This is a genomic window from Allobranchiibius huperziae (genome assembly GCF_013410455.1).
GTDB lineage: Bacteria > Actinomycetota > Actinomycetes > Actinomycetales > Dermatophilaceae > Allobranchiibius > Allobranchiibius huperziae.
In genome coordinates this window covers 1,816,798-1,837,223 of record NZ_JACCFW010000001.1, presented here as the reverse complement: position 1 = coordinate 1,837,223, position 20,426 = coordinate 1,816,798, and the positions used below count along the sequence as shown (strand labels likewise).

The window sequence follows — 20,426 nt, the reverse complement described above, 5'->3', positions numbered from 1 at the left end:
GCGAACCTCCGGCAGCTCAGAGTATGGGGTCGTAGCGCGCTCCATAGAGCGCGCTACGACCCCAGATGCGTCTCAGGAGGGGAGCTGGGACGCGGCGGCCTTGTCGAGCCACCAGATGGTGGCCTCGGTGCCGTGCGCCCCGCTCGCCGGGTAGTCCCACGGGTCGGCGTCGGCTGACGTGGCGTGCGCGACCGCCTGCGCCTTCTCCTCGCCGGACACCAGGAACCAGACCTGCCGTGCGGCGTTGATCGCCGGGTAGCTGAGACTGATCCTCAGCGGCGGGGGCTTGGGCGACTCACGCACGGGGATCGCGGAGGCGTCGACATCGCGCTGTGCCGGGTGCTGCGGGAAGAGCGAGGCGATGTGCGCATCCGGTCCGACCCCGAGCATCAGCACGTCGAAGGCAGGCACGTCGGCGCCGGGCGCGGCGTATCGGGCGAGTTCCTGGGCGTACGCCGCGGCGCCCGCGTCCAGATCGTCACCGAAGTCGCCTCCGGACGGAGCCATCACGTGCACGTTCCCGTCCGGTACGTCGATGTGGTCCAGCAGCGCATCGCGGGCCTCGGCGTCGTTGCGGTCCTCGTCGCCGAGCGGGACGAAGCGCTCGTCACCCCACCAGAAGTGCACGCTCGACCAGTCGATCTCGGGTCCGTGCTGGTCGCGCAGGCCGGCGAGGGTGCCCCCGCCCATCGAGCCCCCGGTGAGCACGAGGTGGGCGATGCCGCGCGCCCGCTGCGCGGCGACGATCTCCTCACCGAGGCTGCGGGCGACGGCAGCGCTCAGGTCCTGCTTGTTCTCGTGCACGACGAACTGCGGTCCACTCATCGTTCACCCTTTCGATCGGGAGGGTCGGCGGCCGCCCGCGGCGCCGGCGACCTCGGGCATGCCGACGACCAGGGCTTCGCGGTAGACGGCGTCGGCGTCCAGCCGGCGCAGTTCCTCGGCCAGGCATTCGGCGGTGTCGTAGCGGTGCAGGCTGACGACCTGATCCGGCTGATCGCGCAGCGTGAGGCGCGCGGTGCGCGACGACGCGCGGGTGAGCAGCAACGGACCGCTCGCGCGCTCCAGCTGCACGCTGTGGATCCCCGACCCGCCGTCGCTCTTCGTGCGCCGCACGGGACAGCGCAGTCGCGCCGCGAGCCATCCGGCCAGCAGGTCGGTGCTGGCCGAGTCGTGGGCGCCGCAGACGGTCACCGACTCCACCGACTCGTACGGCGGCTGGTCCAGCGCCGTGGCGAGCAGACCCCGCCAGCGGGTGGTGCGCGACCAGGCCATGTCGGTGTCCCCGGGGGCGTAGTGCTCCTGGCGCGCCAGCAGCGCCCTCGGGGGATTGCCCGACTGCGATACGTCGGTGATCCGGCGGATCGCCATCCGGCCGATCGGCGAACCTGCGACGTCCGCGTCGCAGTCGCCGGGCCACCAGGCGACCACGGGGGAGTCGGCCAGCATCAACGGCACCGCCACACTCTCGCTGTGCGACGCCAGCTCGCCGTACAGGCGGCAGACGACGATCTCGCTCGCGCCGGCGTCGCCGCCGACGCGGATCTGGGCGTCCATCCGCGCTGCGCCGCGACCGCCGGCGCGGATCAGCGTGATGATCCGGCTCGGGTGCTGACGGCTGGCCTCGGCCGCGGCCTCCAGGGCCTTCTCGGCGCCGTCCTCGTCGGTGACGATCAGGAGCGTCATCACCCGACCCAGCGCGACCGCACCGACGGAGTTGCGCAGGGCGACCAGGCGCTTGCTCACTGCGCGGGTGTCGGTGTCCTCGAGCGTGACGATCACGGCATCCTCCATTCGCGGCCGTCGCGGCGCAGCAGCGCGTCCGCGTCGGCCGGGCCCCAGGTGCCCGCGTCGTACGGCTGGGGCCTGCCCTTGCGGGCCCAGAACCGCTCGATCGGGTCCAGGATCCGCCACGACGTCTCGACCTCGGCATGCCGCGGGAAGAGCGGCGGCTCGCCGAGCAGCACGTCGAGGATGAGGCGTTCATAGGCCTCAGGACTCGCCTGGGTGAACGCGCTGCCGTATCCGAAGTCCATCGTCACGTCGCGCACCTCCATCGAGCCCGCGCCGGGCACCTTGGAGCCGAACCGGATCGTGATGCCCTCGTCGGGCTGCACCCGGATCACGATGGCGTTCTCGCCCAGCTCGGAGGTGGCGGTGTCGGCGAACGGCAGGTGCGGTGCCCGCTTGAAGACGACGGCCACCTCGGTGACGCGCTTGCCGAGCCGCTTGCCGGTGCGCAGGTAGAACGGAACGCCCGCCCAGCGCCGCGAGTCGACCAGCAGCTTCACCGCGGCGTACGTCTCGGTGGTCGACTCCGGGTCGATGCCGTCCTCCTGCAGGAAGCCGGTCACCTTCTGGCTGCCCTGCCACCCTGCGGCGTACTGCCCGCGGGCCGTCGCGAGCGCCAGGTCGCTCGGGCTGTGTACGGCGGCGAGCACCTTCTCCTTCTCCGCACGCAGCGCGTCCGCGTCGAAGGAGTTGGGCTCCTCCATCGTGGTGAGCGCGAGCAGCTGCAGCAGATGGTTCTGGATGACGTCGCGCGCCGCGCCGATGCCGTCGTAGTAGCCGGCCCGACCGGAGATCCCGATGTCCTCGGCCATCGTGATCTGCACGTGGTCGACGTAGTTGGAGTTCCAGACCGGCTCGAACATCCCGTTGGCGAAACGCAGCGCCAGGATGTTCTGCACCGTCTCCTTGCCCAGGTAGTGGTCGATGCGGAAGACCGACTCGGGTGGGAAGACGCTCTCGACGATCTCGTTCAGCGCGCGGGCGCTGGCCAGGTCGTGGCCGAACGGCTTCTCGATGATGACCCGCCGCCAACTGCTCGGGTCCTGGCGAGTGAGACCGCTGCGCTCCAGCTGCTTGCAGACGTCGCCGAACGCCGCCGGCGGGATCGACAGGTAGAACGCGTGGTTGCCGTCGGTGCCGCGCTCGACATCGGCCCTGGCCACCTCGTCGGCGAGCCGGTCGAAGCCGGCTTCGTCGTCGAAACTGCCTGACACGAAACGCAGTCCGTCCGCTAGTGCCCGCCACGACTCCTCGCGGAAGGGCGTGCGGGCGCCGGCCTGGACCGCGCGGCGTACGACGTCGGTGAACTCCGCGAGGCTCCAGTCGCGCCGGGCGAACCCGATCAGCGTGAAGTTCGGCGGCAGCAGACCCCGGTTGGTGAGGTCGTAGATGGCGGGCAGCAGCTTCTTCTGCGCGAGGTCTCCGGTGATGCCGAACATCACCATGCTGCACGGCCCGGCGATCCGCGGGAGACGCCGATCGTCGGGGCCGCGCAGTGGGTTGATCCCGCGTGCGACGCGGGCGGGACTCACGAAGCAGACCCTCCCTGCGAGCTCTGGGTGGCCTGTGAGATCGCCTGCGTCAGCTGGGTCAGACCCTGGTCGTGCTCGGTGAGGTGCAGCTGCAGCACCGGCCGGCCGTGGTCGGCGAGCACCTTGGCGTCGCCACCGGACTGGGAGGTGATGAAGTCGCCGAAGGTGAAGTCACGACCCGGCACCTCCATGTCCTGCCGCGGGGTCGTGGTGATCTGCAGGTAGATACCGATCGCAGGGCCGCCCTTGTGGTACTGACCGGTCGAGTGCAGGAAGCGCGGCGCCCACCCGAAGGTGACCGGCCGGTCGAGCTTCGCGGCGAAGGCCACCCGTACGTCGGCCAGCGACTGGTCGGCGATCCGGTCCAGATAGGCCATCACAGCGAGGTAGCCGTGGTGCGGCATTTGCGCCAGCAGGGCGTCGATCGCGGCTGACACGTCCGTCGCGCCGCCGAGCCAGTCGCCGCCGAGCGCGCGCACCTCGATCGCGCCGTCGGTGAACGCCGGGGCGTCGCCGCCCCCGGTGCCTGCGCTCAGGAGCTCCCGCGACGCGGCCTTCGCGCTCTCGACGTCAGGCTGGTCGAACGGGTTGATGCCGAGCAGTCGCCCGGCCACCGCGACGGCGGCCTCCCACAGCAGCATGGACGCACCGAGCGAGCCGCCCACCGCGACGTCCGCCGCGCCCTGGGGCGTGGAGTCGTCGTCGCCCGCGACCAGGTGAACGCCCAGTTCGTCGTCCAGCAGACCGCCCACGGACGAGGTGCCGACCACGACCGGCAGCAGGCCCTTGCCGTCCTTGCCGGTGCTCTCCGCAATCAGCTGTTCGGCCCAGTCGCCGAAGCCGACGTTCTTGGTCCCGGCGTCGATGAGGATCACCTTGTCGCGCAACGGCGACGTGCCACCGAGGACGGCGCCGAGCCGCAGCGCCGGGTTGTCCTCGTCGTCGGTGGCGAAGAGGTCGGCCACCGCCTCCGCGTCGTCCAGCAGGGCGCCCACGTCGGCTCCGGCGAGCCCGCTGGGCACCAGGCCGAACGCGGTGAGCGCCGAATACCGGCCGCCCACATCGGGGTCGGCGTTGACCACCGTGTAACCGGCACCCCGCGCGTCCTTGTCGAGCGGGCTGCCCGGGTCGGTGACGACGACGATGCGCTCGGTCGGGTCGATGCCGGCGTCGTTGAACGCCTTCTCGTACGCGCGTCGCTGCGAGTCGGTCTCCACGGTCGAGCCCGACTTGGAGGACACCACGACGACGGTCTGCTCGAGGCGGTCCTGCAGCGCGGCGCGGACCATGTCGGGCTGGGAGGAGTCCAGCACCGTCAGCGGCACCCCGGCCGTCTCGCAGATGACCTCGGGCGCGAGCGACGAGCCGCCCATGCCGCAGAGCACCACGTGGGTGAGGCCCTTGGCCTGGAACTCGCTGCGCAGACCCTCGATCTGACCGACCAGCGGGCGCGACGAGTGCGGCAGGCCGACCCAAGAGAGCCGCTTCCCCGCCTCGTCCTCGGCGGCGCTGCCCCACAGGGTCTTGTCCTGCGCGAAGAGCCTGCTCGCGACCTTGTCGGTCACCAGCTGCGGCACGTGGGCGCTCACCGCGTCGGCGGCGGCACCGGCGGCGGCGACAGTGACCGCGGAACTGCTCTGCATCACGAGGCGGCCCCGGCCTTGCTCGCAGCGTCCAGCTCACCCTGCACCGAGTCCAGCAACTCGGCCCAGGACTTCTCGAACTTGTCCACGCCCTCGTCCTCGAGCACCTTCACCACGTCGCTGTAGCTGACGCCGACGCCCTCGAGCGCGTCCAGCATGGCCTTGGCGTCGGCGTAGTGGGTGGTGACCTGGTCGCCGTCGACCTCGGCGTGGTCCGCGACCGCGTCGAGGGTCTTGGGCGGCATGGTGTTGACGACGTCGTTCACGGCGAGGTCCACGACGTACATCGTGTCCTTGTACGCCGGGTCCTTGACGCCCGTGGAGGCCCACAGCGGCCGCTGCACGCGGGCGCCGGCACCCTTGAGGGTCTCCCAGCGCGAGGTCGAGAAGACCTCCTCGAAGGCCTGGTAGGCCAGGCGCGCGTTCGCGATGCCGGCCTTGCCCTTCAGGCCCTTGGCCTCGGCGGAACCGGCCGCGTCGAGCCGCTTGTCGATCTCGGTGTCCACGCGGGACACGAAGAACGAGGCGACCGAGCGGATCTTGGACAGGTCGTGACCGTTCTCCTTGGCCTGCTCCAGACCGCTCAGGTAGGCGTTCATCACGCCGCGGTAGCGCTCGAGGGAGAAGATCAGGGTCACGTTGACGCTGATGCCCGCCGCGATGGCGGTGGTGATCGCCGGCAGGCCCTCGACGGTCGCCGGGATCTTGATCATCACGTTCTCGCGGTCGACGCTCTTCCAGAGCTTGTCGGCCATCGCGGTGGTCGCGTCGGTGTCGTGCGCCATCCGCGGGTCGACCTCGATCGAGACCCGGCCGTCCTGGCCGTCGGTCGCGTCGTAGACCGGCTTCATGATGTCGCAGGCGTGCCGGACATCGCTGGTGGTGATGTCGAAGGTCGCGTCCTCCAGGGTCGCGCCCTTCGCGGCCAGCTCGCGCACCTGCTCGTTGTAGTCCTCCCCGTTCGAGAGCGCGCCGGCGAAGATCGTCGGGTTGGTGGTCACGCCGACGACGTTCTTCTCGTCGATCAGCTTCTGCAGGTCGCCGGACTGGATGAGGCCGCGGGACAGGTCGTCCAGCCAGATCGACACCCCCACATCGGACAGGGCCTGGGTTCGTGCGTTCGTGTCAGCCATCGCAAATGCCTCCTGGAAATCGGATCAGAGTGAGTTGAGAACGTCCTGCGCAGCCTGGACCACGTGCTCGCTGGTGAAGCCGAACTTCTCCATGAGCAGCGCGCCGTCGGCGCTCTCGCCGTAGTGGTCGATGCCGATCGCGACGCCGTTGTCGCCGACGATGTCGTGCCACCCGAAGGTGGTCGCGGCCTCGATCGAGACCCGGGCCTTGACGTTCGGCGGCAGCACCTGGTCGCGGTAGGACTGGTCCTGGTCGAAGAACCACTCGCGGCAGGGCAGGGAGACGACGCGGGCGTCGACGCCCTTCTCCTTCAGCGTCTTCCGTGCCGCGACCGCGACGCTCACCTCGGAGCCCGTGGCGATGAGGATGACGTCGGGGGTGTCCTTCTCGGAGTCGGCGAGGGTGTAACCGCCGCGGTCGACGCCGTCGGCCGAGGCGTACTCGGACCGGTCGAGCGTCGGCAGCGCCTGGCGGGAGAGCGCCAGTGCTGCGGGGCCGCGCCGGGTCAGGATCGCCTTCCACGCGGCTGCGGTCTCGTTGGCGTCCCCGGGGCGTACGACGGCCAGGTCGGGGATCGCGCGCAGCGCGGCCAGGTGCTCGATCGGCTGGTGGGTGGGTCCGTCCTCGCCGAGGCCGATGGAATCGTGCGTCCACACGAAGGTGACCGGGATCCGCTGCAGCGCGGCCAACCGGACGGCCGGACGCATGTAGTCGGAGAAGGTGAGGAAGGTGCCGCCGTACGGGCGGGTCAGTCCCTCCAGCGCGATGCCGTTGAGCGCCATGCCCATCGCGTTCTCGCGGATGCCGAAGTGCAGGGTGCGCCCGTAGGGGTTGCCCTTCCACGCCTCGGTCTGCCGATTCGCCGGGATGAAGCTCGGCTGGCCGTCCATCGTGGTGTTGTTGGACTCGGCGAGGTCGGCGGAGCCGCCCCACAGCTCCGGCATCACGTCGGCGAGGGCGGTGAGCACCTTGCCGGAGGCCGCGCGGCTGGCGATGCCCTTCGCGTCCGTGTCGAACGTGGGGAACGCCGCGTCGAAGCCCGCGGGGAGCTCGTGCGCCACCAGGCGGTCGAGCAGCTTCGCGCCGTCGGGGTTGGCCGAGCGCCAGGAGTCGAAGCCCTTCTGCCACTCCGCGTGTGCCTGGGCGCCCCGTTCCTTGGCCTTGCGGACGTGGGAGATGACCTCGTCGGAGACCTCGAAGGTCTGCTCGGGGTCGAAGCCGAGCAGCTTCTTGGTCGCCGCGACCTCCTCGTCGCCGAGCGCGGACCCGTGGGCCTTGCCGGTGCCCATCTTGTTTGGGGCGGGCCAGGCCAGGATCGTCTTGAGTGCGATGAACGAGGGTCGGTCGGTGACGGCCTTCGCCGCCTCGATCGCGGCGAGCAGCGCGTCGACGTCCTCGACGTAGTCACCGTCGCCCTTGCTGGATCCGCCGAGCCGCCAGTCGACGGTCTGCACGTGCCAGCCGTACGCCTCGTAGCGAGCGGCGACGTCCTCGGCGAACGACACGTCGGTGTCGTCCTCGATGGAGATCTGGTTCTGGTCGTAGAAGGCGATGAGGTTGCCCAGCTCCTGGGTGCCCGCGAGCGACGCGGACTCACCGGAGACGCCTTCCATCATGTCGCCGTCGGAAGCGACGGTCCAGATGTGGTGGTCGAACGGGCTGGTGCCGGGGGCGGCGTCCGGGTCGAGCATGCCGCGCTGGCGGCGCTGCGCCATGGCCATGCCGACGGCGGAGGCGATGCCCGAGCCCAGCGGTCCGGTGGTGATGTCGACGCCGTCCGTGTGGTGGTACTCCGGGTGACCGGGCACCTTCGATCCCCAGGTGCGCAGCTTCTTCAGGTCGTCGAGCTCCAGGCCGTAGCCGGAGTAGTAGAGCTGGATGTACTGCGTCAGGCTGGAGTGTCCGCAGGAGAGGACGAACCGGTCGCGGCCGATCCACTCCGGGTCGTTCGGGTCCACGCGCATCACGTGCTGGTAGAGCAGGTAGGCCAGGGGAGCGAGGCTCATGGCGGTGCCGGGGTGGCCGTTGCCGGTCTTCTGCACGGCGTCGGCCGCGAGGACACGGACCGTGTCCACCGCGCGTACGTCGATGTCGCTCCAGCCGGCGGTGTCCGCCTTCGGCAGGGGCAGGCTGGGGTCGCGGCGGGTGTCGGTGTCCAGACTCACGAAAAAACAGCTCCTTCGATTCGATGTGCGTACCACGGGTGCGGAGGCGTTCCTGCCAGCGAGCCTAGACCCGGGCGGTGCTGCCTGCGCACCTCGCCGAACCGTCCCGATATGTGCGATAACGATGAATCATGTTGATTTATGTCGACATCGCGCAAACTCGTCGTGGTCCGCCCTCCCGGCGCCACGGTGCCCGACGAGCGTCCGGCGCCGGGGTCTACCATCGAACCCGGACACACGCGCCATCTGGAACAGGCCCTGACCGGCCGTGTCGGGTGGTCGGCAGGCTGTCCGCCCGACTCTCAGCCGCACTTCGTGAAGGACACCGTGACCGCCACCTCGCCGCACGCCGCGACGCAGCGCACACGGGACGCCCGTCCCGCCGGTGGATCCGACGCACCGTCCGGCCCGCCGCCCGTCGGCGGGGGAGAGCGCTCCACGCGCAAGGTGATCGCCGACTACGTGTCGCTCACCAAGCCGCGGATCATCGAACTGCTGCTGGTGACGACCTTCCCGGTGATGTTCCTGGCCGATCGCGGAGTGCCCGGCGTCTGGCTGATCCTCGCCACCCTGGTCGGCGGCACCTTGTCGGCCGGCTCCGCGAACGCGTACAACTGCTATCTCGACCGTGACATCGACCGGTTGATGCACCGCACCGAAGGCCGCCCGATGGCCACCGGAGCGATCAGTCCCCGCGCGGGCTTCGTCTTCGCCTCCGTGCTCGGGGTCGCGTCCGTCCTCTGGCTCGGCCTGCTGGTCAACTGGCTGTCCGCGGCCCTGTCCCTCGGGGCGATCGTGCTCTACGTGGGCTTCTACACACTGCTCCTCAAGCGGCGCACCTCCCAGAACATCGTCTGGGGCGGCGTCGCCGGATGCATGCCGGTGCTCATTGGCTGGTCCGCGGTCACCGACGGTCTGGCCTGGCCCGCGCTCGTGCTCTTCCTCGTCGTCTTCTTCTGGACGCCGCCGCACTACTGGCCGCTGTCGATGCGCTACAAGGAGGACTACGCCAGCGCCGGCGTGCCCATGCTCCCCGTGGTGGCGCGCGACAGCGCCGTCGCCGTGCAGGTCGTGCGCTACGCCTGGGCGACCGTCGTCACCTCCCTGGTGCTCGTCCCGGTCGCCGGGATGGGCGTGCTCTACACGCTCGTCGCCGCCGCATCCGGCGCGCTCTTCCTGTTCGAGGCGCACCGGTTGCGCCGGGCCGCGCGCGCCGAGGCGTCGTACGACGTGCTGCGCCCGATGCGGGTCTTCCACTACTCGATCAGCTACCTGACGCTGGTCTTCCTGGGGGTCGCGATCGATCCCCTGCTGCACCTGCCCTGGTGACCACGGACATCACCACGCCGTAGCTTCCCCTCGTCCGGGCGAGGCCGGTCGGCCGCGCTACGGAGTCGGCACGTGCGTCGTACGCGGGGGAGCGGCTGCTACGCCGACGTCCCGCCCGGGCGGCTGCTCCCACCGAGGGGTTGCGCTGTCGGTCCTGTTCCCGGGCGCCTGGAAGAGGGCCGCTCAGCACGCTCGCGGCTGCCACCCACCTTCCGCGTCGGCACGTGACCGCACTGCCGATTTCCCACCGGGGCGTGGACAGCGGGCGCGGGGAAGTGACCGCAGTGCCGATTACCCACTGGTCCCGCATGCGGCGGGGGTAGGAAAGCCGCCGCCGTGGCGAGCGCGCTACGGAGTCGGCACGTGCGTCGTACGAGGGGCGGTGGTCGGACGCACCGTCGAGGCCGGCGCGCGCGTGGCCAGCACCCCCCAGGTCACGGCGACGACCAGCAGGCAGGCCATCAGCATGTGCACCAGGACGAGCGCGCCCGGAACGCCGAGGAAGTACTGGGTGTAGCCGACGATCGCCTGCAGGACCGTCACCAGGGCGACCAGGCGCCAGCTGCGGAACGCCGATCGGGCTTCCACGAGCGCCGTCGCCACCAGCATCGCGACGACCAGCCCGCAGAAGAGCATCACCATGTCGGCGTGCAGCCAGGCCGCCGAGCGCGGGCTGAACGCGAACCGGGCCGGGTGGGTCGCATCGCCGGAGTGCGGGCCGGCGCCGGTCACCGCGGTGCCGAGCATCAGCACGAGCCCGGCGACGAACGCCGTGCCGGCACCGAGCAGCCGCACCTCACGGCGGACGGGCACCAGCCGGTGCTCGCGCACCTGCCACACGAGCCAGGCGGAGGTCGCGACGAGCGCCATCGAGATCAGGAAGTGCAGCGCCACGATCGCCGGATTGAGGTGGGTGAGCACCGAGATGCCGCCGACGACGGCCTGCAGCGCGATCCCGCCGAGCACGCCGAGCGCCGGTGGCAGCAGGGCCCGCCGGTCGGAGGAGCGTCGGTGCCCGACGATCGCCAGGATCAGCAGCACCGCCACGATGCTGACCAGCGAGGTGAGCATCCGGTTGCCGAACTCGACGTACTTGTGCCACTCCTGCGCCTGGTGCTTCACCGGCGTGATGGAGCCGCTGACGCACTCCGGCCATCGCGGACAGCCGAGGCCGCTGCCCGACAGGCGCACCAGTCCGCCGGTGCCGACGATCAGGATCTCGACGGCGAGGTTGATCCAGGCCAGCGGCTTCAGCACCCGGGCCAGCCGGTCGGTGAGGGCCACCCACCCGGTGCGTGCGTGGTTCGTGCGTGCGGTGGCGGTCATCAGTCGCTCCAGCGGAAGAATCGGGCGACCAGCGCCGAGCCGATCGCACCCCAGACGAGCAGGACGAGCACCGGCATCAGCAAGTGGGTGTCGTGCCCGGTGAGTGCCGCCCGCATGCCGTCGCCGAGCGCCCCGGAGGGCAGCAGCCGGGCGATGTCACCGAAGCCTCCCGGGAGCCGGTCGGTGGGCACGAGCAGGCCCCCGAACGCGGCGAGCAGCACCCAGATGAGGTTGGCGACCGCCAGGGTCGCCTCCGCCCGCAGCACCCCGGCCAGGGCGAGCGCGAGCGATACCCATACCCAGCTGCCGACGACGAGAAGCACGATCCCGATCACGACACCGCCCGCGTGTGGATGCCACCCGAAGCAGGCGCCGAGGACTGCGAGCACGACGGTCTGCGCGGCGACGATGCTGAGCACCGCGATCGCCTTGGCCCACAGCAGCCCGGCCCGGCCCAGGGGAGTGGTGCCGAGCAGGCGCAGCACGCCGTACCTGCGGTCGAAGCCGGTGGCGATGGCCTGACCGGTGAACGCCGTCGAGACCACGGCCAGGGCGAGCACTCCGGGCACCGCCAGGTCGATCCGTCGGCCGCTTCCGAGGTGCGGCGCGGTGGAGACGGCGAGGCCGATCAGTGCCAGGGCCGGCAGGACGAGGGAGACGAGCAGCTGCTCGCCGTTGGTGAGCAGGGTGCGACTCTCGAAACCGGCCTGTGCGCGGATCCGGGCGGCGGGGGCGGCGGCGTCGGTCATGCGGTGCGCGCCGTCCGGGTGAGGGCGAAGTACGCCGACTCGAGGGTGCCGTCGCCGTCGGGGCTGTTCCCGGCGCGTACGGCGGAGACGGTGCCGTCGGCCACGACCCTGCCCGCGGCGACGACGACGACCCGGTCGGCGAGCCGCTCGGCCTCCTCGAAGGAGTGCGTGGTGACGACGACGGCGCATCCCCGGTCGCGCGCGGCGCGGATCAGGTCCCACACGTCGAGGCGACTGTGCGGGTCCAGTCCGGCGCTCGGTTCGTCGAGGAACGCCACCTCGGGGCGGCCGATCAGTGCGGCGGCCAGCGCCAGCCGTTGGCGCTGTCCGCCGGAGAGCCGGCGGGTGGCCGTGTGGGCGAACTCGCCGATGCCGAGCGCCTCGACCAGGTCGGCGCGGTCGTCCTCGGAATAGAGGGAGGCGAGGTGAGCGAGGAGCCGCATCGGCCGCACGCTTCCGGGCAGGCCGCCGTCCTGGAGCATGACGCCGACGCGGGCACGGTGTGCCGCGGGCGCTCGCCAGGGGTCGACGCCGAGGACGCTGATGGCACCCTGGTGCGGGCGGCGCAGTCCTTCGGCCATCTCGATCACCGTGGTCTTGCCCGCGCCGTTGGGACCGAGGACGCAGGTGACCTGCCCGGCCGCGGCGTCCCAGGTCATTGCGTTCAGGGCCGCTCGGCCGGCGTACCGGTGCGAGACGTCCCTGATCTGCACGGGGGCGTCGACGGTCACAGCAAACGAGTTTAGGTGGGTCGTCCGCACTGGTTTCGCCCGGCGCCATGTGGTAGACCGCCGGAGGGGGCACCTGGGTCTCCTGTGACGAAGGAGCAGTGATGCGTAGGTCGACCACGATGATCCTGGCGGGGGTGGCTTCGCTGGCCGCCGGGAGCGGCCTCGTGGCCCCGGCAGCGCAGGCCGCGCGGCCCGCCGCGACGCCTGCGGCCACCGCCTGCACGGCTCTCACCGTGCTGCGGACCGAGACGCTGGAGCAGCGCGTCGGACAGATCTTCATGGTCGGCACCCCGGCCACTGGCGCGAGCAGCCAGCTGCTGAGCGAGATCAGCAGCTACCACGTCGGCAATGCCTTCCTCAGCGGTCGCAGCACGTCCGGCACCGCGACGCCCGCACACACGACGGCGGCGCTGCGCGCCCGGGTCAGCAAGTCGAGCACGGACAACGTCCCGCTCTTCATCGCCACCGACCAGGAGGGCGGTGCGGTGCAGGTGCTGCAGGGCAGCGGTTTCAGCACGATCCCGGCGGCGCTGACCCAGGGCTCGTGGGCGTCCTCGACGCTGCAGAGTTCCGCGACCACCTGGGCGCGCCAGCTGGCCGGTGTCGGGGTCAACCTCAACCTGGCACCGGTGGCCGACACCGTGCCCAGCGCCGCAGCGGCCCGCAACAACCCGCCGATCGGGGTCTACCAGCGCGAGTACGGCTACACGTCGTACGCGACGACGGCCGGGTCGACGGCGTTCCTGCGGGGTATGACGGCCGGGGGTGTGGGCTCGACCACGAAGCACTTCCCGGGCCTGGGCGTGGTCACTGCCAACACCGACACGTCGTACGGCGTGCACGACCGTTCGACGAGCTCCAGCAGCGCCTACCTCAACCCGTTCAAGGCCGACATCCAGCAGGGCGCCACGGCCGTGATGATGTCCTCGGCCATCTACGACAAGATCGACCCGAGCACCCTCGGCGTGTTCTCGCCCAAGGTCGTCGGGCTGGTGCGCTCGGCCGGCTTCACCGGGCCGATCATGACCGACGACCTGGGCAACGCGGTGCAGCCCGGTCGGTGGCCGGCGGCCAACCGAGCGCTGGACTCGCTCTACGCCGGCGTCGACATGATCCTGACCGTGAACTCCTCGGTGCTGCCCACCATGTACGACGCCGTCCTGAGCCGCGCGCAGACGCAGTCCTACTGGCTGCAGCGGGTCAACAACGCGGCCTACCTGGTGCTGCTCGGCAAGGAACGGCGCGGTCTGCTCACCAACAGCTGCTCCTCCTGACGCCGGTTAGGTCCCCCTGGCTAGGAAGAGCGGGGGCATTTAGGTCACACTTGTGTGGTGATTATCTCCGGCGAGCTCGACACCGAGCTCGGGAACGCGCGCGGGACCGGCGGCGCCGGTGCCGTGGGCTCGGCTGTCGGGTCCGCGGACTGCGCCGAACCGCCGCAGGATCACGCGCGTACCCGTGACCGGGTGCTGGGGGAGATCTCCGAGCACGGCCCGCTGACCGCTGCCGACCTCGGCGCGCGCCTCGGGCTGACACCGGCCGCCGTACGCCGCCACCTGGACGTGCTCGACGAGCAGGGCCTGGTCGACGAGGCCGTCGCGACACAGCGGGGCACCCGCGGTCGGGGACGGCCGGCGCGCGCGTACGTGCTGTCCGAGGGCGGGCACGCACACCTGCGCGGCGCGTACGACGAGCTTGCCGTCTCCGCACTGGACTTCCTCGCCCGCTCGGCGGGGCCGGAGGCGGTCCGGATGTTCGCGGCCGAACGCGCCGACCGGCTCGCCGCAGTGGCCCGTCCGGCGATCGAGGCCGCCGGCGCCGATCCGGATGCCCGGGTCGAGGCGCTGGCCGCGGCGCTCACCACGCAGGGGTACGCCGCGAGCACCCGACCCGTGGGCGATGGAACATCGCGCGCCGGCATGCAGTTGTGCCAAGGGCACTGCCCTGTGCAGCACGTCGCCACCAGGTACCCGCAGTTCTGCGAGACGGAGGCCCGGATGTTCTCGGATCTGCTCGGGGTGCACGTACAGCGCCTCGCCTCCCTGGCGCACGGCGAGCACGTCTGCACCACCTTCGTACCGACGAGCACGACCAGTACACAGCCGCCCACTGTGCCCGATCCGGGCGGCGCCACCGACTCCACACACGGCACCACCACGCGCACGACCGGCGAGAGGAATTGACGATGAGCACCATCGAGGAGCTGAACCCGGGTCTCGCAGACATCGGGCGCTACCAGTTCGGTTGGTCCGACAGCGACACGGCCGGTGCGACCGCGAAGCGCGGTCTGTCCCCTGAGGTCGTCGCCGACATCTCCAACCGCAAGTCCGAGCCGGAGTGGATGCTCAAGCTGCGGATGAAGTCGCTGCGGCTGTTCGACAAGAAGCCCATGCCGACCTGGGGCAGCGATCTCACCGGCATCGACTTCCAGAACATCAAGTACTTCGTGAAGTCCACCGAGAAGCAGGCCACCAGCTGGGAGGACCTGCCGGAGGACATCAAGGCGACCTACGACAAGCTCGGCATCCCCGAGGCGGAGAAGCAGCGCCTCGTCGCCGGCGTCGCCGCGCAGTACGAGTCGGAGGTCGTCTACCACCAGATCCGCGAGGACCTGGAGGAGAAGGGCGTCATCTTCGTCGACACCGACACCGCGCTGCGCGAGCACGAGGAGCTCTTCCGGGAGTACTTCACGACCGTGATCCCGGCCGGCGACAACAAATTCGCCTCGCTCAACACCGCTGTGTGGTCGGGCGGTTCGTTCATCTACGTCCCCAAGGGCGTGCACGTCGACATCCCGCTGCAGGCCTACTTCCGGATCAACACCGAGAACATGGGCCAGTTCGAGCGGACGCTGATCATCGCCGACGAGGGTTCGTCCGTGCACTACGTCGAGGGCTGCACCGCGCCGATCTACAAGTCGGACTCGCTGCACTCCGCCGTGGTCGAGATCGTGGTCAAGAAGAACGCCCGGGTGCGCTACACGACCATCCAGAACTGGTCGAACAACGTCTACAACCTGGTGACCAAGCGCGCGACCTGCGAGGCCGGCGCCACCATGGAGTGGATCGACGGCAACATCGGCTCGAAGGTCACCATGAAGTACCCGGCCGTCTTCCTCATGGGGGAGTACGCCCGCGGCGAGACGCTGTCGATCGCGTTCGCCGGCGAGGGCCAGCACCAGGACGCCGGCTCCAAGATGGTGCACGCCGCGCCGCACACCTCCAGCTCGATCGTCAGCAAGTCTGTCGCGCGCGGTGGCGGGCGCACGTCGTACCGCGGTCTCGTGCAGATCCTCGAGGGCGCCGAGCACTCCAAGTCCAACGTGGTCTGCGACGCGCTGCTGGTCGACCAGATCAGCCGCTCGGACACCTACCCGTACGTCGACGTCCGCGAGGACGACGTGCAGATGGGCCACGAGGCGACCGTCTCCAAGGTCAGCGAGGAGCAGCTCTTCTACCTGCAGTCCCGCGGCATGACCGAGCAGGAGGCCATGGCCATGATCGTGCGCGGCTTCGTCGAGCCGATCGCGCGTGAACTGCCCATGGAGTACGCGCTCGAACTGAACCGCCTCATCGAACTCCAGATGGAAGGAGCAGTCGGCTGATGTCGCTGCTGACACCCGACGCAACGACGCACGCCGACCCCGCAGCGGTCGCGAGCGGTGCGGTCATCCCGGACACCTCGCGCGCCGAGCGCACGACGTCCTTCGACGTCGCGGACTTCCCCGTGCCCAACGGCCGCGAGGAGGAGTGGCGTTTCACCCCGGTGGATCGCCTCTCCGCCCTGTTCGCCGACAAGGACAGTGACCGCGGCGCCCTGCAGCTCGACCTGGACGGGGTCCGCTCCGTGCTCGCCGAGCCGCTGGCGCCGGGTGAGGCACCGCGCGGCACCGCGCTCGTGCCCGGCGACCGCTCCGCGGTCGTGGCGCACGCGCACAGCCCGAAGGCGCTCTACCTGAAGCTGGCCGCCGAGCAGGAGTACGACGAGCCGCTGCGGCTCGGGATCCACGGCACCGGCGCGGGCGCCCGTTCCAACGGGCACGTGGTCATCGAGGCCGGCGCGCAGAGCAAGGGCATGGTCATCCTCGACCACACCGGCGCCGCCGATGTCAACGCCAACGTCGAGGTGATCGTCGGTGACGGCGCCAACCTCACCGTGGTGACGCTGCAGCGCTGGGACGACGGGGCCAACCACCTGTCGCAGCACGACGCACTGGTCGGACGCGACGCGTCGTACCGGCACATCGCGGTCAGCCTGGGCGGTGGCATCGTGCGGATGAACGCCGGTGTCCGCTATGCCGGCCCGGGCGCCGAGGCGACCCTGCTCGGCGTCTACTTCGCCGACAAGGGCCAGCACCTGGAGCACCGCTCCTTCATCGACCACACGGCTCCCCGGTGCACGTCCCTGGTGACGTACAAGGGTGCGCTGCAGGGCGACTCGGCTCACACGGTGTGGGTGGGCGATGTGCTCATCCGTGCCGAGGCGCAGGGCACCCAGACCTACGAGCTGAACCGCAACCTGGTGCTCACCGACGGCGCCCGCGCCGACTCGGTGCCCAACCTGGAGATCGAGACCGGCGACATCGAGGGTGCGGGTCACGCCTCCTCGACCGGCCGGTTCGACGACGAGCAGCTGTTCTACCTGCAGGCCCGCGGTATCCCCGAGGAGCAGGCACGTCGTCTGGTCGTCCGTGGTTTCTTCGCCGACGTCGTCGCCAAGATCGGCGTGCCCGAGGTGGTCGACACCGTGATGACCGCGATCGAGGACGAGCTGAGGCAGGCCGGCGAATGACCGGTGACGCCGTGACCGCGGACTTCGTCCGGGTCTGCTCCCTGGGGGAGTTGACCGAGGGCGAGCCTGCCCGTGCCGACATCGGCGGCTACGAGGTGGCGTTGGTGCGCACCGAGACCGGTGAGGTCTTCGCGGTGGACGACACCTGCTCGCACGCCAACGTGTCGCTGTCGGAGGGCGAGGTCGAGGGCTGCACCATCGAGTGCTGGCTGCACGGCTCCCGCTTCGACCTGCGCACCGGAAACCCCGACAGCCTCCCGGCGATCGAACCGATCGCCACCTATCCCGTGAAGATCGACGGCGACGACGTGTTCGTGGCCGTCCCCACCAGCTGAGCAACCGAAGGACACCGAATCATATGTCAACGCTTGAAATTCGCGACCTGCACGTGACGGTCGACACCGAGCAGGGCGCCAAGGAGATCCTCAAGGGCGTCGATCTGTCGATCAGTTCGGGTGCGACGCACGCGATCATGGGCCCGAACGGCTCCGGCAAGTCCACGCTGGCCTACAGCATCGCCGGTCACCCGAAGTACACCGTCACCCAGGGCACCGTGACCCTGGACGGCGAGGACGTGCTGTCGATGACCGTCGACGAGCGGGCCCGCGCCGGACTGTTCCTCGCGATGCAGTACCCCGTCGAAGTCCCCGGCGTGACCGTGTCGAACTTCCTGCGTACGGCGAAGACCGCGGTGTCCGGTGAGGCGCCGAAGCTGCGTACCTGGGTCAAGGACGTCAAGGGGGCGATGGACAACCTGCGGATGGACTCCTCGTTCGCCGAGCGCAACGTCAACGAGGGCTTCTCCGGTGGTGAGAAGAAGCGCCACGAGATCCTGCAGATGGAGCTGCTCCAGCCGAAGATCGCGATCCTCGACGAGACCGACTCCGGCCTCGACGTGGACGCGCTGCGGATCGTCTCCGAGGGTGTCAACCGTGCCAAGGCCGGCTCCGACATCGGCGTCCTGCTGATCACCCACTACACGCGGATCCTGCGCTACATCAAGCCCGATCACGTGCACGTGTTCGTCGACGGCAGGGTCGCCGAAGAGGGCGGCCCGGAGCTCGCCGAGCGCCTCGAGAACGAGGGCTACGACCGCTACGTCGCGGCGGCGAAGGCCTGATCGACATGCCGTTCGACGCGACCGAGGTGCGGGAGAACTTCCCGTTGCTGTCCCGCACGGTGCGCGACGGCAAGCCGCTGGTCTACCTCGACTCCGGTGCCACCTCGCAGAAGCCCGTGGCGGTGCTCGACGCCGAGCGGGACTTCTACGAGCACCACAACGCCGCCGTCCACCGCGGAGCCCACCAGCTCGCGGAGGAGGCCACCGACGCGTACGAAGGCGCCCGCGCCACGATCGCGTCCTTCATCGGCGCCCAGCCGGACGAGGTCGTCTTCACCAAGAACGCCACCGAGGCGCTCAACCTGGTGGCGTATGCATTCAGCAACGCCGGCGCGGCCGGTGCCCTCGACGGCGCCGACCCGCAGGTCGCCGGTCGGCTGCGGATCGGACCGGGCGACGAGATCGTCGTCACCGAGATGGAGCACCACGCCAACCTCGTGCCGTGGCAGGAGCTGTGCCGCCGCACCGGCGCCACGCTGCGGTGGATCCCCGTCACCGGCACCGGCGAGCTCGACCTGAGCGACCTGGGATCGATCGTGACCGAGCGCACGAAGGTGCTCGCGTTCGCGCACGTCTCCAACGTCACCGGCGTAATCAACCCCGTCGAGACCCTCGTCGCGGCGGCCCACCGGGTCGGCGCTCTGGTGGTGCTGGACGCCTGCCAGTCGGTGCCGCACCTGCCCGTCGACGTCGCGGCGCTCGGTGTCGACTTCCTGGCCTTCAGCGGCCACAAGATGCTGGGCCCGCTGGGCATCGGTGTGCTCTGGGGCCGCTCCGAACTGCTGGCGGCGATGCCGCCCTTCCTGACCGGCGGCTCGATGATCGAGCTGGTGACGATGGAGGGCTCGACCTACGCCGCGCCGCCGCAGCGTTTCGAGGCCGGGGTGCCCGTCGCAGCCCAGGCCGTCGGCCTGGGTGCCGCGTGCGACTACCTGAGCGCCCTCGGGATGGATGGCGTGCTCGCGCACGACCGGGTCATCACCGCCGCTGTGCTGCAGGAGCTTGCGAAGCGACCCTGGGTCACCGTGCTGGGTCCGACGGATCCGCAGAAGCGTTGTGGCGCAGTGGCTTTCAGCGTCGACGAAGTGCACCCGCATGACGTCGGCCAGATCCTGGACGACGCGGGCGTCGCCGTACGCACGGGCCATCACTGCGCGTGGCCGCTGCACCGGGCTCACCGGATCACGGCGTCCACCCGGGTCAGCTTCTCCGTCTACACCACGCTGGAGGACGTGGCCGCGTTCGCGACCGCGCTCGACCGGGTGCCGCAGATCTTCGGTCTCGAGACGGGAGCAGCCTGATGGACCTCTACCAGGAGCTGATCCTCGAGCACTCCAAGCGACCGGTGAACGCCGGCCTGCGCGAGCCGTACGACGCGCAGGTGCACCACGTCAACACCACCTGCGGCGACGAGGTGACCCTCCGGGTCAGCGTGCAGGACGGCCGGGTCGCCGACGTGTCCTACGACGCCATCGGCTGCTCGATCTCGGTCGCCGCCGCCTCGATCCTCGCCGAGGAGGTGACCGGCGAGACCGTCCCGGAGTCGCTGCGCACCTACGAGGCCATGAAGGCCATGCTCACCAGCCGGGGGACCGACGCCGGCGACGAGGACGTCATCGGCGACGGCGTGGCACTGGCCGGGGTCGCGAAGTACCCCGCCCGGGTGAAGTGCGCACTGCTCCCGTGGAGCGCCTACACCGCCGCCCTGACCGAGGCCGAGGTCCTCGGCACCACCATCGACCCACAGACCGTCCCCGCCTCCGGAGGTACCCCATGACGGACACCACGCCAGCGACCACCAGCCCCACCAACGTCGCCGACCTCGAGGAGGCCATGCGCGACGTGGTCGACCCCGAGCTCGGCATCAACGTCGTCGACCTCGGTCTCGTCTACGGCATCACCGTCGACGGCGAGGCCAACGCGGTCATCGACATGACGCTGACCAGCGCCGCCTGCCCGCTCACCGATGTGATCGAGGATCAGACCGGGGCCGCCCTGGAGGGCCTGACCAACAGCTTCCGGATCAACTGGGTCTGGATGCCGCCATGGGGCCCGGACAAGATCACCGACGACGGCCGCGAGCAGCTGCGGGCGCTCGGCTTCAACGTCTGAGCC

Annotated in this window: 19 protein-coding genes; 10 read left to right on the top strand and 9 right to left on the bottom strand. The window is 70.4% G+C overall.

Translation table 11 applies throughout. The annotated features are described in order from the left end of the window. Positions 1-72 precede the first annotated feature (72 nt). Genes pgl through tkt form a run of 6 tightly spaced genes read right to left on the bottom strand, consistent with a single transcriptional unit; the run spans position 73 to position 8,265 of the window. A complete protein-coding gene (gene pgl, locus HNR15_RS08720) occupies positions 73-825 on the bottom strand; it encodes a 6-phosphogluconolactonase (protein WP_179480914.1) in 753 nt (250 codons plus the stop codon). A gap of 3 nt (positions 826-828) precedes the next feature. After that, positions 829-1,782 (bottom strand): glucose-6-phosphate dehydrogenase assembly protein OpcA, encoded by a 954-nt coding sequence (locus tag HNR15_RS08715; protein ID WP_179480912.1) that lies wholly within the window; start codon positions 1,780-1,782, stop codon positions 829-831. Further along, entirely contained in the window at positions 1,779-3,323 is a 1,545-nt protein-coding gene (gene zwf, locus HNR15_RS08710) for a glucose-6-phosphate dehydrogenase (protein WP_179480910.1), read from the bottom strand. Before zwf ends, HNR15_RS08715 begins: the two co-directional genes overlap by 4 nt. Further along, positions 3,320-4,966 (bottom strand): glucose-6-phosphate isomerase, encoded by a 1,647-nt coding sequence (locus HNR15_RS08705; protein WP_179480908.1) that lies wholly within the window; start codon positions 4,964-4,966, stop codon positions 3,320-3,322. The genes zwf and HNR15_RS08705 overlap by 4 nt, the downstream gene beginning before the upstream one ends. Beyond that, positions 4,966-6,099: a transaldolase gene (tal, locus tag HNR15_RS08700; RefSeq protein WP_179480906.1), complete on the bottom strand. Its 1,134-nt coding sequence runs from the start codon at positions 6,097-6,099 to the stop codon at positions 4,966-4,968. The genes HNR15_RS08705 and tal overlap by 1 nt, the downstream gene beginning before the upstream one ends. A gap of 24 nt (positions 6,100-6,123) precedes the next feature. Then, positions 6,124-8,265, bottom strand: a complete 2,142-nt coding sequence (gene tkt / locus HNR15_RS08695; RefSeq protein WP_179480904.1) for a transketolase — start codon at positions 8,263-8,265, stop codon at positions 6,124-6,126. 327 nt (positions 8,266-8,592) lie between these two features. Between tkt and HNR15_RS08690 the strand changes: the two genes are divergently transcribed. After that, complete coding sequence (locus HNR15_RS08690; protein ID WP_343048478.1) at positions 8,593-9,594, top strand: heme o synthase; 1,002 nt, start codon at positions 8,593-8,595, stop codon at positions 9,592-9,594. A 348-nt stretch (positions 9,595-9,942) separates the two neighbouring features. Here HNR15_RS08690 and HNR15_RS08685 read toward each other — a convergent pair whose 3' ends face one another. Genes HNR15_RS08685 through HNR15_RS08675 form a run of 3 tightly spaced genes read right to left on the bottom strand, consistent with a single transcriptional unit; the run spans position 9,943 to position 12,328 of the window. Beyond that, positions 9,943-10,920: a COX15/CtaA family protein gene (locus HNR15_RS08685; RefSeq protein ID WP_179480900.1), complete on the bottom strand. Its 978-nt coding sequence runs from the start codon at positions 10,918-10,920 to the stop codon at positions 9,943-9,945. Further along, entirely contained in the window at positions 10,920-11,669 is a 750-nt protein-coding gene (locus HNR15_RS08680) for an ABC transporter permease (protein ID WP_179480898.1), read from the bottom strand. The genes HNR15_RS08685 and HNR15_RS08680 overlap by 1 nt, the downstream gene beginning before the upstream one ends. Then, entirely contained in the window at positions 11,666-12,328 is a 663-nt protein-coding gene (locus HNR15_RS08675; protein ID WP_179483674.1) for an ABC transporter ATP-binding protein, read from the bottom strand. Before HNR15_RS08675 ends, HNR15_RS08680 begins: the two co-directional genes overlap by 4 nt. 173 nt (positions 12,329-12,501) lie before the next feature. On the opposite strand from HNR15_RS08675, the gene HNR15_RS08670 reads away from it, so the two are divergent. Genes HNR15_RS08670 through HNR15_RS08630 form a run of 9 tightly spaced genes read left to right on the top strand, consistent with a single transcriptional unit; the run spans position 12,502 to position 20,423 of the window. Beyond that, positions 12,502-13,674, top strand: a complete 1,173-nt coding sequence (locus HNR15_RS08670; protein WP_179480880.1) for a glycoside hydrolase family 3 N-terminal domain-containing protein — start codon at positions 12,502-12,504, stop codon at positions 13,672-13,674. Between the two features lie 57 nt (positions 13,675-13,731). Further along, the gene (locus HNR15_RS08665) at positions 13,732-14,583 is read left to right on the top strand and encodes a helix-turn-helix transcriptional regulator (protein WP_343048477.1); all 852 of its coding nucleotides are present in this window, start codon (positions 13,732-13,734) and stop codon (positions 14,581-14,583) included. A gap of 2 nt (positions 14,584-14,585) precedes the next feature. Further along, positions 14,586-16,004 (top strand): Fe-S cluster assembly protein SufB, encoded by a 1,419-nt coding sequence (gene sufB, locus HNR15_RS08660; RefSeq protein WP_179480878.1) that lies wholly within the window; start codon positions 14,586-14,588, stop codon positions 16,002-16,004. Then, positions 16,004-17,191, top strand: coding sequence for a Fe-S cluster assembly protein SufD (sufD, locus tag HNR15_RS08655; RefSeq protein ID WP_179480876.1), 1,188 nt, complete (start codon positions 16,004-16,006; stop codon positions 17,189-17,191). Before sufB ends, sufD begins: the two co-directional genes overlap by 1 nt. Next, complete coding sequence (locus HNR15_RS08650; RefSeq protein ID WP_179480873.1) at positions 17,188-17,526, top strand: non-heme iron oxygenase ferredoxin subunit; 339 nt, start codon at positions 17,188-17,190, stop codon at positions 17,524-17,526. The genes sufD and HNR15_RS08650 overlap by 4 nt, the downstream gene beginning before the upstream one ends. A 23-nt stretch (positions 17,527-17,549) precedes the next feature. Next, on the top strand, positions 17,550-18,311 hold the full coding sequence (sufC, locus tag HNR15_RS08645; protein ID WP_179480871.1) for a Fe-S cluster assembly ATPase SufC: 762 nt from the start codon (positions 17,550-17,552) through the stop codon (positions 18,309-18,311). A 5-nt stretch (positions 18,312-18,316) separates the two neighbouring features. After that, entirely contained in the window at positions 18,317-19,612 is a 1,296-nt protein-coding gene (locus HNR15_RS08640) for a cysteine desulfurase (RefSeq protein WP_179480869.1), read from the top strand. Beyond that, a complete protein-coding gene (sufU, locus tag HNR15_RS08635; RefSeq protein WP_179480867.1) occupies positions 19,612-20,088 on the top strand; it encodes a Fe-S cluster assembly sulfur transfer protein SufU in 477 nt (158 codons plus the stop codon). The genes HNR15_RS08640 and sufU overlap by 1 nt, the downstream gene beginning before the upstream one ends. Then, entirely contained in the window at positions 20,085-20,423 is a 339-nt protein-coding gene (locus HNR15_RS08630) for a metal-sulfur cluster assembly factor (RefSeq protein ID WP_179480865.1), read from the top strand. The genes sufU and HNR15_RS08630 overlap by 4 nt, the downstream gene beginning before the upstream one ends. The last annotated feature ends 3 nt before the right edge of the window (positions 20,424-20,426 follow it).

What these genes read in the sequence shown, in the direction of transcription:
- pgl (WP_179480914.1), bottom strand. Translation starts at nt 825, where the DNA reads ATGAGTGGACCGCAGTTCGTCGTGCACGAGAACAAGCAGGACCTGAGC.
- HNR15_RS08705 (WP_179480908.1), bottom strand. Translation starts at nt 4,966, where the DNA reads ATGCAGAGCAGTTCCGCGGTCACTGTCGCCGCCGCCGGTGCCGCCGCC.
- tal (WP_179480906.1), bottom strand. Translation starts at nt 6,099, where the DNA reads ATGGCTGACACGAACGCACGAACCCAGGCCCTGTCCGATGTGGGGGTG.
- HNR15_RS08685 (WP_179480900.1), bottom strand. Translation starts at nt 10,920, where the DNA reads ATGACCGCCACCGCACGCACGAACCACGCACGCACCGGGTGGGTGGCC.
- HNR15_RS08680 (WP_179480898.1), bottom strand. Translation starts at nt 11,669, where the DNA reads ATGACCGACGCCGCCGCCCCCGCCGCCCGGATCCGCGCACAGGCCGGT.
- HNR15_RS08675 (WP_179483674.1), bottom strand. Translation starts at nt 12,328, where the DNA reads ATGACCTGGGACGCCGCGGCCGGGCAGGTCACCTGCGTCCTCGGTCCC.
- HNR15_RS08670 (WP_179480880.1), top strand. Translation starts at nt 12,502, where the DNA reads ATGCGTAGGTCGACCACGATGATCCTGGCGGGGGTGGCTTCGCTGGCC.
- sufB (WP_179480878.1), top strand. Translation starts at nt 14,586, where the DNA reads ATGAGCACCATCGAGGAGCTGAACCCGGGTCTCGCAGACATCGGGCGC.
- sufD (WP_179480876.1), top strand. Translation starts at nt 16,004, where the DNA reads ATGTCGCTGCTGACACCCGACGCAACGACGCACGCCGACCCCGCAGCG.
- HNR15_RS08650 (WP_179480873.1), top strand. Translation starts at nt 17,188, where the DNA reads ATGACCGGTGACGCCGTGACCGCGGACTTCGTCCGGGTCTGCTCCCTG.
- sufC (WP_179480871.1), top strand. Translation starts at nt 17,550, where the DNA reads ATGTCAACGCTTGAAATTCGCGACCTGCACGTGACGGTCGACACCGAG.
- HNR15_RS08640 (WP_179480869.1), top strand. Translation starts at nt 18,317, where the DNA reads ATGCCGTTCGACGCGACCGAGGTGCGGGAGAACTTCCCGTTGCTGTCC.
- sufU (WP_179480867.1), top strand. Translation starts at nt 19,612, where the DNA reads ATGGACCTCTACCAGGAGCTGATCCTCGAGCACTCCAAGCGACCGGTG.
- HNR15_RS08630 (WP_179480865.1), top strand. Translation starts at nt 20,085, where the DNA reads ATGACGGACACCACGCCAGCGACCACCAGCCCCACCAACGTCGCCGAC.